11 protein-coding genes are annotated in these 12,543 nt (G+C 49.1%); 3 read left to right on the top strand and 8 right to left on the bottom strand.

Annotated features, from left to right (window positions below; translation table 11 throughout):
* Positions 1 to 47: 47 nt before the first annotated feature.
* The 4 genes from BEL04_RS21415 to BEL04_RS24470 all read right to left on the bottom strand — a co-directional run bounded on the left by BEL04_RS21415 (position 48) and on the right by BEL04_RS24470 (position 5,330).
* Entirely contained in the window at positions 48 to 1,232 is a 1,185-nt protein-coding gene (locus BEL04_RS21415) for a M20 family metallopeptidase (RefSeq protein ID WP_066007399.1), read from the bottom strand.
* Positions 1,225 to 1,683, bottom strand: a complete 459-nt coding sequence (locus BEL04_RS21410) for an SPOR domain-containing protein (RefSeq protein WP_066007396.1) — start codon at positions 1,681 to 1,683, stop codon at positions 1,225 to 1,227. The genes BEL04_RS21415 and BEL04_RS21410 overlap by 8 nt, the downstream gene beginning before the upstream one ends.
* 42 nt (positions 1,684 to 1,725) lie before the next feature.
* Positions 1,726 to 5,031, bottom strand: a complete 3,306-nt coding sequence (gene secA / locus BEL04_RS21405; RefSeq protein ID WP_066007395.1) for a preprotein translocase subunit SecA — start codon at positions 5,029 to 5,031, stop codon at positions 1,726 to 1,728.
* A gap of 107 nt (positions 5,032 to 5,138) precedes the next feature.
* Positions 5,139 to 5,330, bottom strand: coding sequence for a hypothetical protein (locus tag BEL04_RS24470; RefSeq protein WP_066007394.1), 192 nt, complete (start codon positions 5,328 to 5,330; stop codon positions 5,139 to 5,141).
* Positions 5,331 to 5,405: 75 nt separating this feature from the next.
* On the opposite strand from BEL04_RS24470, the gene purD reads away from it, so the two are divergent.
* Positions 5,406 to 6,680, top strand: a complete 1,275-nt coding sequence (gene purD / locus BEL04_RS21395; protein WP_066007393.1) for a phosphoribosylamine--glycine ligase — start codon at positions 5,406 to 5,408, stop codon at positions 6,678 to 6,680.
* A gap of 30 nt (positions 6,681 to 6,710) precedes the next feature.
* On the opposite strand, the gene BEL04_RS21390 is transcribed toward purD, so the two are convergent.
* From BEL04_RS21390 to BEL04_RS21380, 3 genes are all read right to left on the bottom strand, one after another.
* Positions 6,711 to 6,905 (bottom strand): hypothetical protein, encoded by a 195-nt coding sequence (locus tag BEL04_RS21390; RefSeq protein WP_066007391.1) that lies wholly within the window; start codon positions 6,903 to 6,905, stop codon positions 6,711 to 6,713.
* Between the two features lie 205 nt (positions 6,906 to 7,110).
* Complete coding sequence (locus tag BEL04_RS21385) at positions 7,111 to 8,250, bottom strand: TlpA disulfide reductase family protein (protein ID WP_066007389.1); 1,140 nt, start codon at positions 8,248 to 8,250, stop codon at positions 7,111 to 7,113.
* A gap of 17 nt (positions 8,251 to 8,267) precedes the next feature.
* Complete coding sequence (locus tag BEL04_RS21380; RefSeq protein ID WP_066007388.1) at positions 8,268 to 9,452, bottom strand: formimidoylglutamase; 1,185 nt, start codon at positions 9,450 to 9,452, stop codon at positions 8,268 to 8,270.
* Positions 9,453 to 9,524: 72 nt separating this feature from the next.
* Here BEL04_RS21380 and BEL04_RS21375 point away from each other — a divergent pair, with 72 nt between their 5' ends.
* Entirely contained in the window at positions 9,525 to 10,499 is a 975-nt protein-coding gene (locus tag BEL04_RS21375; RefSeq protein ID WP_066007387.1) for an NAD-dependent epimerase/dehydratase family protein, read from the top strand.
* Positions 10,500 to 10,675: 176 nt separating this feature from the next.
* Positions 10,676 to 11,968 carry an HAD-IB family phosphatase gene (locus BEL04_RS21370; protein WP_066007386.1) on the top strand — a complete coding sequence of 431 codons (1,293 nt, stop codon included), beginning with the start codon at positions 10,676 to 10,678 and terminating at the stop codon, positions 11,966 to 11,968.
* A gap of 71 nt (positions 11,969 to 12,039) precedes the next feature.
* Here BEL04_RS21370 and BEL04_RS21365 read toward each other — a convergent pair whose 3' ends face one another.
* On the bottom strand, positions 12,040 to 12,513 hold the full coding sequence (locus tag BEL04_RS21365; RefSeq protein WP_066007384.1) for a universal stress protein: 474 nt from the start codon (positions 12,511 to 12,513) through the stop codon (positions 12,040 to 12,042).
* Between the last annotated feature and the right edge of the window lie 30 nt (positions 12,514 to 12,543).

Genomic DNA, 12,543 nt, shown 5'->3' with positions numbered 1-12,543 from the left:
TTGTTAAAATATGATATTGCGCACTTTTAGCCGGCCAATACAATAAATTAGTTACCTAACTGTTTAATGGCCAGGTAAGCCATCAGGCCGGTACTTACTTCGAGCGCCTTTTCATCGATATCGAAAGTAGGGGTGTGCACCGATGATGTGATGCCGCGTTCTTCGTTACGTGTTCCCAAACGGTAAAAGCAAGCGTCGGAAACCTGCGAATAATAGGCGAAATCTTCGGCAGCCATCCAGATATCCAGGTCGAGCACGTTCTCTTTTCCTAAATAATCTTCGGCAAAACCGCGGGCGCTGGCCGTTAATTTCTCTTCGTTGATGAGGTATGGATAACCGTGCATAATATTAAACTCGCAACTACCGCCCATGCTTTCGGCAATGCCTTCGGCCATTTTTTTCATTTTTTGGTGTGCGTCTTTGCGCCATTGCTCATCCATGGTGCGGAAAGTGCCCTCGAGCTTAACCTCGTTAGGGATCACGTTGGTAGCGCCATTGGCGATCACTTTGCCGAACGATAATACCGAGGGCGATTTAGGGTCGTTACTGCGGCTGATGATGGTTTGTAATGCGACCAAAATATGTGCGGTGATAATTACCGGGTCGATATTCTGCTGCGGCTGTGCGCCGTGGCCGCCTTTACCTTTTACGGTAACGTACAATTCATCCGTCGAAGCCATGTACTTACCTGCGCGGAAACCTACTTTGCCGGCATCGATCAGTGGCATTACATGCTGGCCCATTACGGCCTGAGGTTTTGGATTTTCCAAAACACCTTCTTTGATCATTAAGCTGGCGCCGCCCGGTAAACGCTCTTCGGCAGGTTGGAAGATGAATTTTACCGTGCCCGCAAACTCATCCTTTAACTCGGTTAATATTTTGGCAGTACCCAACAGTGATGAAGTATGCACATCGTGCCCACAGGCATGCATCACACCCACGTTGGTGGATTTATAAACCACATCATTGGCTTCGGTTATCGGCAAAGCATCCATATCGGCGCGCAGGGCCACTACATTGTTTGATGGTTTATTGCCTTTTAATAAGGCTACCAGGCCGGTATCGGCCATTTTTTCGTACAGAATGCCCAGCGTATCCAGTTGTTTGGCTACAAAGGCCGAAGTATTGTATTCGTTAAAAGATAGCTCCGGATTGGCATGGATATGCCTGCGGTTGGCAACCACATCGTTATAAATAGTTTTTGATAGCTGCTGTATTTTCTCTTTAATCATTACTGTCTGTTTTAGGCAGGTTTATTTTTTCGGATAGGATAATGAGCGAGGTGAACTGTTTGCGCAACTGTTCCATCAGGCGCGACGCGTCCAGCCGTGTTTTAAAATCGCCGGCCTTTACCTTAAAATTGGGTTCGACGTACTGCAGGTATGTTTTGATATCGGGGTAAAGATTATTGAATTTAGCCTGTGCGTTGTAGGCGTCGGTACGGTTCGATCCCATAAAGATCTGTACCCGGAAACCATTACCCGAGTTTTGTGCTATCGGGCTATTAGGCTGTTTGCTCAGCTCGATCCGTTTGGCGATAACGCTGTCGATGCGTGGATCCTTAACTTCGGTTACCGTGCCGCGGGTTTGTGCAGAGACAGACAATGCCAGTAAAATAAAAAAAGCAACACCACATGTTTTAACTAAAAAGCCTGTTAACGATATGGTATTGCTTTGTTTCATGGAGTATGTTTTTTAAGTCCCCCTTTAGGGGGATTTAGGGGATTACCCCTCGCCTACACCGTGGCAGTTTTTGTATTTTTTGCCGCTCCCGCAGGGGCATGGGTCGTTACGGCCGATCTTTTGCTCAACTTTAACAGGCATTGGTTTTTGCAGCTCGCGGGTATCGTCAAAACCATCGGGCATGCCGCTTGTCTCGTGGGCGAACTCGGCTTTCGAGGTACGCATTTTGCGCATATCGATCTTTGGTTGAGGGCGGGCCTCACGAATTTCCTCCGGCTGCTGCATCGGTATGCCGCCGCGGTATAAAAAGCTTACGATCTCTTTATTGGTGTTGGCCAGCATCTGGCGGAAAAGCTCAAATGCTTCGAATTTATACACCAGTAAAGGGTCTTTTTGCTCATAAACCGCGTTTTGTACCGATTGTTTTAATTCGTCCATCTCGCGCAGGTGCTCTTTCCAATCCTCATCTATCAGCGCAAGCGTTACATTTTTCTCGAACGATTTAAATACTTCCAAACCATGGTTTTCGACAGCCTTTTTTAACGGTACAGCTACCTGCATGCCATGTATGCCATCAGTAAACGGAACGATAATGTTCTCTATCTCCTGGCGGTTATCATAAACATCCTTAATAACCGGGTATGCCTGCGCGGCTATGGCTTCGGCTTTGCGTTTGTAAAAGTCGGTTACCTCGGCAAATATTCTGTCAGTTAGTTTAGGGATGGTCAGGGTGTCGAATTCTTCATGGGTCAGCTCGGGATCGATAGCAAACAGGCGGATGATCTCCAGCTTAAAGCCTTCAAAGTTTTTGGCCTCTTTATATTCGTTAACTACATCGTCGACCACATCAAAAGTTGTGTTGCTCAGATCCACATCCAGGCGCTCGCCAAACAGGGCATTTTTACGTTTGGTGTAGATTACGGTACGCTGCGAGTTCATTACGTCGTCGAACTCGAGCAAACGTTTACGGATACCGAAGTTGTTTTCTTCCACTTTCTTCTGTGCGCGCTCGATAGAGTTGGTGATCATCGAATGCTGGATCACTTCGCCCTCTTCGATACCCATCTTCACCATCAGGCCCGAGATACGCTCCGAGCCGAATAAACGCATCAGGTTATCCTCAAGCGATACGAAGAACTGCGACGAACCCGGGTCGCCCTGACGGCCGGCACGGCCGCGCAACTGGCGGTCAACCCGGCGCGACTCGTGGCGCTCGGTACCAACGATGGCCAAACCGCCGGCTTCTTTAACACCAGGGCCCAGTTTAATATCCGTGCCACGGCCCGCCATGTTGGTAGCGATGGTTACGGTGCCTGCTTTACCGGCTTCGGCCACAATTTCGGCCTCTTTCTGGTGCATTTTGGCGTTCAGTACGTTGTGTTTGATGCCGCGCATTTTCAGCATACGGCTCAGTAATTCTGAGATTTCAACCGAAGTGGTACCAACCAGTACCGGCCTGCCGGCTGTGGTTAGTTTTACAATCTCTTCGGCAACGGCGTTAAATTTTTCGCGGGTGGTGCGGTATACCAGGTCCTGCTCGTCTTTACGGGCGGTTGGCGTGTTGGTCGGTATCTCCACCACGTCCAGCTTATAGATCTGCCAAAACTCACCTGCCTCGGTAACGGCGGTACCCGTCATACCGCAAAGCTTGTGGTACATACGGAAGTAGTTTTGCAGGGTAATGGTAGCAAAGGTTTGCGATGCATCCTCGACCTTTACATTTTCTTTAGCTTCGATAGCCTGGTGCAGGCCATCCGAGTAACGGCGGCCATCCAGTACACGGCCGGTTTGCTCGTCAACTATCTTTACTTTACCGTCGTCCAAAATGTATTCCACATCTTTTTCGAACAGGGTATAGGCTTTTAAAAGCTGGTTAACCGAGTGGATACGCTCCGACTTGATCGAATAATCGCGGATCATGGCATCTTTCTGGGCGATCTTTTCTTCGTTGCTCAGGTTCGATTTTTCGATCTCGGCAATTTCGGTACCCACATCGGGCATCACGAAGAAATGCGGGTCTTCGCCCGACGCTGTGATCAGCTCGATGCCTTTTTCGGTCAGCTCAACCTGGTTGTTCTTTTCGTCGATAACGAAATATAATTCCGAGTCGACCTTAGGCATCTCCTTACCCGAATCCTGCATGTAGTAGTTTTCGGTTTTTTGCAATACGGTTTTATTGCCGCCTTCGCTCAAAAATTTTATTAAAGCTTTATTTTTCGGCAGGCCGCGGTGGGCACGCAGCAAGGCTAAACCACCGTCATCAACGCCGGTCTTGCCGTTATTGATCTGGTTTTTGGCTTCGTTCAGCACGCCGACAATGTAATTTTTCTGAGTGTTTACCAGGCGTTCGATACGCGGTTTCAGCTCGTAAAACTCATGTTCGTCGCCACGGGGTATGGGGCCCGATATGATCAATGGCGTACGGGCGTCATCGATCAAAACCGAATCGACCTCATCCACCATGGCATAATGCAGTTTGCGTTGCACCAGTTCTTCGGGGCTACGTGTCATATTGTCACGCAGGTAATCAAAACCAAACTCGTTGTTAGTGCCGAAGGTGATATCGGCAAGGTAAGCTGCGCGGCGCTCTTCGCTGCTGGGCTCGTGCTTGTCGATGCAATCAACCGATAAACCGTGGAACTCGTACAGCGGCCCCATCCACTCGCTGTCGCGGCGGGCCAGGTAATCGTTCACGGTTACAATGTGTACGCCCTGGCCGGCTAAAGCATTTAAATAAGCCGGTAAAGTTGCAACCAGGGTTTTACCCTCACCGGTGGCCATTTCGGCAATTTTGCCCTGGTGCAGCACTACGCCGCCAATCAGCTGTACATCGTAGTGAACCATGTTCCAGGTAACCTCGTTGCCGGCTGCCACCCAGGTATTGTGGTGGGTAGCGATATTGCCGTTTATAACGACGTTCTTTTTGTGTGCGGCCAGGTCGCGGTCGAACTGGGTAGCCGTAACTTCGAGCGTTTTGTTTTCGGTAAAACGGCGGGCGGTTTCTTTTACAACGGCAAAAGCTTCGGGCAATATCTCCAGCAAAATAGCTTCCAGCTCTTTGTTGCGGTCTTTTTCTAATTTGTCGAGTTCGGTATAGAGGTCAACCTTTGCACTGAGTTCCAGTTCGGGGTCGTCAACCTGCTCTTTAAGGTTTTGTATCTGGGTATCGATATTGGCGAGGCCGTTTTTTATTCTATCTTTAAAATCGATGGTTTTGGCACGCAGTTCATCATTGCTGATATCGCCAAGCTTCGAAAACTCATTTTTGATCTTCTCGACTATAGGTTGTATACTTTTTACGTCTCTGTCTGACTTGCTTCCGAAAAGCTTGCTGATAAATCCCAACATTGGTTTATATTTTGAAATTAAAACATGGCTCAATCAACAATTAAGCCACAGGCCATTAAAAGCCATAATGACAGGCGAAATTACGGTTTAATGCCGAAAGTTTTGAATTAAATGTGTAAATGGGCGGATGCTTTGCTGAAAGGTTGCAATGTTTTATAAGTTTTTAATTCGATCGTTCGGACAATCAATCCTTCAATTACCGTTGTTTGGGCGTTGCCTGCGGCCCGGGCTGTACGCTCATACTGCACCGGCATTAGCCACGGCCCACAACCCATCGCGCGGCCGGTATCCGCTGCCATCCATTAACGCAAACTCCCGTTAACCTTTCTGCTTTTACCTTTCAGCCTTTAACCCAAAAACCTATCTTTGCCCGCATGAATATCCTCATCATCGGTAGCGGCGGCCGCGAAAGCGCTTTTGCCTGGAAACTGGCGCAAAGCCCAAAATGTTCACAGCTTTTTATTGCACCGGGTAATGCCGGTACCGGCCGGTACGGCACCAACGTAAACCTGAAGGTTACGGATTTTGCAGGCATCCGCAGCTTTGTGCTGGAGAATAAAGTTGAGCTGGTTTTGGTTGGACCCGAAGAACCGCTGGTAAAAGGTATTCATGATTATTTTTTGGCCGATGAGCAGCTGAAAGCCATCCCGGTTATCGGCCCGCAGCAGGAAGGTGCACAACTGGAAGGCAGCAAGGATTTTTCGAAGGAGTTTATGTTCAGACATAACATCCCTACTGCGGCATCCAAAACATTTACCAGGGATACTTTGGATGAGGGCCTGGCTTACCTGGCTACCGCAGGTTTGCCCATTGTGCTGAAAGCCGACGGCCTGGCCGCAGGCAAAGGCGTATTGATATGCACCACCTGGGAAGATGCGCAAACCGAACTGAAAGCCATGCTTGCCGATGCCAAATTTGGCGAAGCGAGCAGCAAAGTAGTGATCGAGCAGTTTTTGCAGGGCATTGAGCTTTCGGTTTTTGTAATGACAGACGGCGAACATTATAAGATACTGCCCTCGGCCAAGGATTACAAACGCATTGGCGAAGGCGATACGGGTTTAAATACAGGCGGCATGGGTTCGGTTTCGCCGGTGCCGTTTGCCGATGACGCGTTCTTACAGAAAGTTGAAGAACGCATCGTGATCCCGACCGTTGAAGGTTTGAAGAAAGAGAACATCCCTTACAAGGGCTTTATCTTTATCGGCCTGATGAACTGCGGCGGCGAACCTTACGTGATCGAATACAACTGCCGTATGGGCGACCCGGAGACCGAAAGCGTAATGCCGAGGATAGAGAGCGATTTTGTGGATCTGCTTTTGGGCGTAGCCAATGGCAATATCGACCAATGCGAATTGAAAATATCACCCAAAACAGCGGCTACGGTAATGTGCGTAGCAGGCGGTTACCCCGGCGACTACGTCAACGGCAAAGTGATCAGCGGTATCGATAACGTGCGCGATTCGATCGTTTTCCAGGCGGGTACAGTGCTTGATGGCGAGGATGTAAAAACTGCCGGTGGCCGGGTTTTAGCGGTAACCACTTTGCAGGATAATTTATTCGAAGCCTTACAACACGCCACAACCGATGCGGCACGCATATATTACGATGGTGTTTATTTCAGGCGCGATATAGGCTTCGATCTGATCTGATGGGGGAGGTGGGCTAAAACGGAGCGTTTTTTATGACGCGACACTGTTAAATAAAGTTTGAGGGACATTCCCCGAACCTGCCGGGCCGGTTACCAAATAGGGATAGTGAGGAGTGTTCCTGAGTTCATGAATGCTGGTAATATTTCCTTTAGCATTTACATCGCTATTTTTTGAAATTAAAGTAAGCTCAGGCTGAATCCATGCCTTCTTTTGTGTGTCTTCCATTTGAGTTTAGGTTATAGATAAATTTACTATCTTTTTGTCTACTTTCCTATACTTTTGAAAAACGACAACCGACGGTGCAGTATTTATCACGATGGCGTTTATTTCAGAAGGGATATAGGGTTTGATTTGATTTAGTGAGTAGCGAATGGTAAGTAGTGAATAGTTAACGAAAAAAGTTTGATACTCACTACTGACCATTCACCACTCACTTCAAAACCTCCGCCAGTTTTTCTTCCAGTTGCACCCCGCGCAGGTTTTTAGCGATGATCTTGCCGGTCGGGTCGATGAGGTAATTCTGCGGTATCTGGCTCACTTTATACAGCACACCAACCTGGTTGGCCCAGAATTTCAGGTCGGATACCTGTGTCCAGGTCAGGCCGTCGTCCTTAATGGCTTTCAGCCAGGCTGCTTTGCCGTCTTCCCTGTCGAGCGATACACCCAGGATGGTAAAGTTTTTGGCTTTATATTGGTTATAAACTTTAACCACGTTAGGGTTCTCCTGGCGGCAGGGGCCGCACCATGACGCCCAGAAATCGATCAGCACGTATTTACCGCGGAACGAGGACAGGCTAACCGGTTTGCCCGAAGTATCGGCCTGGGTAAACTCGGGCGCTATGGACCCTATGGCTGTTGTTTTGGCAATATCCAATACCTGCTTAAAGGCCTGGCCACCCTCGGTAGTGCGTACCTCGGGCGAAAGGGTATTGAATATTTTCTCCATCTCGTAAGGGTCGGAAGTGTTATTGTTAATCGTACCCAGCACGGCCAGGCTCATAAAACTGCCGGGGTTATCGGCAATAAATTTGCGCATGGCTACCTGCTCCTCATCCAAAGCTACTTTGTATTTGCGCTGTATGGCGTCCTGAAAATAAGGGCTGATCTTCAGGGCATCGCTCGCAGTATCGGCCTCATGCAGCACGGCTGCTTTCGCCTCGTTTGTGGGCCTCAACACAGCCATCAGCCGCAGGTTATCGTCGTTCACCTTCGAGCCGGTTATCACCGCTTTTGAAAGCGAGTCGGCGCTGTTTAAAGTGATATTACCTTTTTCGATATAAAAATTCAGCAGGTCGGAGCCGCGCGGGATATTGTTAAGCCCTGTGCCTTTGGCATTGATCACCATCAGGGCGCTTACCGGGCTGTTCACATGGCCGTGAAAACTCACATCGCCATTAACGATGGCGGCCGAATCGATGATGTTTTTACCGGCAACCTGGTATCCCAGGTAAACTTTGGCAGGCGCGCCGATGTTGCCTATTTTAGCTTTTATGGTAAAATTATCGGCAGTAGTTTGGGCAAAAACAGCCGCCGGGATTGCTGCCAGCAGCATTAAAAATATTCTCTTCATTATCAGTTGTTTACAATTTATACCAGTTTCTGGTAGGTGCGCCACCAAAGATCGGGTAATTCGCCCGATACGGCAAGGTTATAATCTTCGTACCGGCAGGGCACCAGGTGAAAGCGCTCGTTTTTTGAGCCGCCTGTAGGGTACGGCACCTGCATCCACCAACGGTCGCTCTTTTTGCTTTTTACGAATACCAGCTCATGATCTTCGTGTTTTAAACTGGTTTTATATATTAAATATTGTGAGCGCGGCTGTAAGGGGAAGTCTTTTTTACGGTTATAAAAACCATCGATAAAGTACCAGATCATCTGCGAAAGCAAAATGGCAGTTTGCCCGTTATTATCATACGCGGGGTTAAATTCGTAAAAACCAATCGAGCTTAGCTTATCGTTAAAGCCGGCGTAGCGGCAGAGCTGGCAGGCCTCTTCGCCGTAAAAGCCGTTGGGCGTAGCGTTGGTGTTGCCCGGCGCGTCGGACGAGCGGATGGCGCCCATATCAAAGCTGATCATGCTCGCGTTGCGGATGACAGGCTCTGCCACGCCGATCTGCCCGCTCAGCTCGCCCAGGCGGTGCACGTCAAAAAACAGCTTGTCCATCACCCGTAAACTTTCCTGGCTGGCAAAATAGGTTTGGTAACCCAGGTTACTGAAGTTGAACAGGTAGTTGGGTTCGTGCAGAAATATTTTGTTGAGATAGGAATTGGATGTGGTTTCGAGGCTCAGCTCGGCAAAATCGTCATCGAGATCGAAACGGGGATCGATGGTCACCACGTCGACCTTTTGTTCCAGGTTTTCGTAGGCCATGTACTGGGCGTAGGTCAGATCCTGCCCGCCGCCGATAATCACAGGGACGATGCCATTTTTAATCAGCTCGTTAGCCACTGTCTTTACGGCGAAATAGGTATCGGTTACCGTTGCGCCCTGGCGGATGTTGCCCAGATCGGCAATGCTGATGGTGTAAGCGCCTTCGTTTAACTGGTACAGGCGCTCGCGCACATAATCAGGGCCCAAAGCGCAGCCCGAATTATCAATCGCCTGCCGGTCCTCAAGTACGCCTATCAGGGCAATATCGGGTTTGTTCTCCTCCAGCGAAGGAAAATCCACCGTATAATGGTCAATCTTCATACCGAGCTGGCTGGTATAATAACCCTTTTTAGGTGCAATTTTTTTTAGATCGATGGGTGTAAAGAAATCGGCTAACGACATATACCTGTAATCAAACGATCAAATATCAACTTATTTTGCATTAAATTGCACCGTTTTAAAAAAAATCCAAGGATGATACTGGTAACCGGCGCGACAGGTTTTTTAGGGGCAGAAGTGGCGAAGCAAATTGCTGCTGCCGGCCATCAATTGGTGTGCACAAAACGCGCCGCATCGGTTATCCCGGCAATATTAAAACCGTACGCTAACCAAATCAACTGGGTTGAAGCCGATATGCTGGATGTTTTTGCGTTAGAGGATGCCCTGCAGGGCGTAACGCAGGTTTACCATTGCGCGGCCTGGGTGTCGTTCAGCGCGGCGGATAAAAAGAAGATCATCAAAACCAATGTGGAGGGTACGGCCAACCTGGTTAACCTGTGCGTGCAATACAACATCCGCCTGGTACATGTCAGCTCGATAGTAGCCATAGGCGATGCCAAACCCGGCAGCCTGATCACCGAAAATAACCACCGCGAAGAAACGCCACACGAAGATGGCTACGCCATATCCAAATACGAAAGCGAAATGGAAGTGTGGCGGGGCATTGCCGAGGGGCTGAATGCCGTGGTTGTGAACCCCTCGCTCATTATCGGCGCTAATGCGGGCACCGGCGGCACCGGGGCATTGTTTAATATGGTTCGCAAGGGTTTAAAATATTATACGAAGGGCAGCCTGGGCTGGGTGGATGTGGAAGATGTGGCCCGCTGCATGATCGCCCTGATGAACAGCGATATTGTGGCCCAGCGCTACATCATCAGCGCCGAGAACCTGGAGTACAAACATGTAGTGGGCGAAGCGGCACGTTGCTTTGGGGTTAAGGCACCCACTATCGAAGCCAGACCCTGGATGCTGGGCCTGGCCTGGCGCGCATCGGCCCTGATGAGTTTTTTATCGGGCAGGCGTGTGGGTATTGATAAAACATCGGCGCAGGCGGCCAGTAAAAACACCCGGTTTGATAATGCCAAGATAAGGCAGGCGGTAGGAATTGAGTTTAAGCCGGTGAGCCAGTCGATTAAAGAGATCTGTAAGTTTTTAGTCGATGGTCAGTAGTCCATAGACCATAGAGGCTGTTGGTACCTATGAAAATCTGTGTAGATCTACCGGCAATTGGTTTATTGTCGGCTATGAACTATTGACCATCGACTATGGTCTACACACTAATCGCAAAAAGCCTACCAATCTTGTGGTATTTTTTAGCACATTTGCACATCTGCACAACTACATAGATGAGCCCATATTTTATTATCGATTTCGACAGCACTTTTACCCAGGTTGAGGCGCTCGACGAACTGGCACGCATATCGTTAAAAGATCATCCCGACAGGGAAAAGATATACAGGCAAATTGAGGACCTGACCAATGCCGCCATGGAAGGCAAACTGTCTTTCGCCGAAAGTTTGGAGGGAAGGGTAAAACTGCTCAAAGCTAACCAGGATCATTTAAAATTGCTCATCAGGCATTTAAGGCGTAAGGTTTCGGCATCGTTCTCGCGCAATAAAACTTTCTTCCGCGATCACCAGGATAAGGTGCTCATCGTTTCGGGCGGCTTTAAGGAGTTCATCACCCCGGTAGTAACCGAATACCACATCAAAAAAGAGAATATCTACGCCAATACCTTCGTGTTCGATGAACAAGGCGATATTGTTGGTTATGACAAGGAGAACCCGCTTTCGCAGGAGGGCGGCAAGGTTAAACTGCTGAAACACCTCAACCTGCCGGGTGAGATATTCGGCATCGGCGACGGGCACTCTGATTTCCAGCTGAAAGAATCGGGGATGATCGATACCTTTTTTGCGTTTACCGAGAATATCGAGCGCAAATCGGTAGCCGAAAAAGCCGACCACGTTACACCGAGCTTTGATGAGTTTTTGTACCTCAACAACTTTCCGCGGGCTATATCGTACCCTAAAAACCGCATTAAATGTTTGGTGGTGGGCAATGTTGCCGATGAGGCGCTGAGCTACCTCGACAAGGAAGGCTACAACATCCGCGAGCGTAAAACCATCGAAGATAAATACCTGCAGGAAGCCGGCATTTTGTTTTGCGATGAAGAGAACCAGCCAACGCCCGAGCAGCTTATTGCTGCCCCAAGGCTAAAGGTGATCGGTTGTTTTGGCCGTGTGCAAAGCCGCAAACTGGCCGAGGCGGCCTGTGAACAAGGTATCATTATTTTCGACGACCCGCGGCACAACCCGCGTAATGTTGAGTTTTTACCCCGCCGGGTAATGGATTTTATGAACGAGGGCAAAACGCACCTGAGCTGTAACTTCCCCGAGCTGCAGCCGCCGCGTGTAAACAACGCGCACCGGCTGATCCATATCCACAAAAACGTACCGGGGATTTTGGCGAAGATCAACGAAGTGTTTGCCGGGCACGATATTAACATTGTCGGCGAGTTTTTGGTAACCAACGCACAGATTGGTTATGTAATTACCGATGTAAACGCCGGTTACGACGAGCAGGTGCTGAGCGAACTGAAAAAGATACCGCATACCATTAAATTCAGGCTGCTGTATTAAGGGCACGCAGAGGCGCGAAGACGCAAAGTGTCCTGAATCTATCTTAGCGCCTTGTGCGCCTTTGCGCGAGCTTACTTCTCCTCTTTTAACGGCACTACCAATACAGCTACCGGCGAGTGGCGCACCACGTCTTCGGCAACGCTGCCCATAAAAAAGCGATCGAGGCCGGTTCGGCTATGGGTGCCCAGCACGACCAGGTCGGCATTAAACTTAGCTATGCATTCGAGGATGGTATCGGCTGTGGAGCCAAATTCGTTAAATTGGGTGATCTGCAGGTCATCTCCAAACCTTTTAATCGTGTTTTCGATCAGCTTGCCTGAATATTCCTGCTGAATATTTAATAATTCGGGCTCATCAGCACCTAAGGTAGGGATGATCGAACCGACGATACCCGGGTCGGTTGGCTGTGTCAGCACAACGGGTTCGGTTATGTGGACCAGGCCCACCTGTGCGTGGTAAGTGCGGGCAAGTGCAAAACCATATTCGGCGGCATTTTCGGAGTATCTGCTCTCGTCGATGCCTATCAGTATCCTTTGAAATTTCATGGCTGTGTTACGTTAGGTTACTGATATAAC

Source organism: Mucilaginibacter sp. PPCGB 2223 (assembly GCF_001705515.1).
In the GTDB taxonomy this organism is placed as follows: Bacteria; Bacteroidota; Bacteroidia; order Sphingobacteriales; family Sphingobacteriaceae; genus Mucilaginibacter.
The sequence above is the reverse complement of the archived record's forward strand: the minus strand, read 5'-3'. Positions and strand labels throughout refer to the sequence as shown.

Coding starts and splice junctions, on each gene's coding strand:
- BEL04_RS21410 (WP_066007396.1), bottom strand. CDS start 1,683: ATGAAACAAAGCAATACCATATCGTTAACAGGCTTTTTAGTTAAAACA.
- BEL04_RS21365 (WP_066007384.1), bottom strand. CDS start 12,513: ATGAAATTTCAAAGGATACTGATAGGCATCGACGAGAGCAGATACTCC.
- secA (WP_066007395.1), bottom strand. CDS start 5,031: ATGTTGGGATTTATCAGCAAGCTTTTCGGAAGCAAGTCAGACAGAGAC.
- BEL04_RS21375 (WP_066007387.1), top strand. CDS start 9,525: ATGATACTGGTAACCGGCGCGACAGGTTTTTTAGGGGCAGAAGTGGCG.
- BEL04_RS21415 (WP_066007399.1), bottom strand. CDS start 1,232: ATGATTAAAGAGAAAATACAGCAGCTATCAAAAACTATTTATAACGAT.
- BEL04_RS21380 (WP_066007388.1), bottom strand. CDS start 9,452: ATGTCGTTAGCCGATTTCTTTACACCCATCGATCTAAAAAAAATTGCA.
- BEL04_RS21385 (WP_066007389.1), bottom strand. CDS start 8,250: ATGAAGAGAATATTTTTAATGCTGCTGGCAGCAATCCCGGCGGCTGTT.
- BEL04_RS21390 (WP_066007391.1), bottom strand. CDS start 6,905: ATGGAAGACACACAAAAGAAGGCATGGATTCAGCCTGAGCTTACTTTA.
- BEL04_RS21370 (WP_066007386.1), top strand. CDS start 10,676: ATGAGCCCATATTTTATTATCGATTTCGACAGCACTTTTACCCAGGTT.
- purD (WP_066007393.1), top strand. CDS start 5,406: ATGAATATCCTCATCATCGGTAGCGGCGGCCGCGAAAGCGCTTTTGCC.
- BEL04_RS24470 (WP_066007394.1), bottom strand. CDS start 5,330: ATGGCAGCGGATACCGGCCGCGCGATGGGTTGTGGGCCGTGGCTAATG.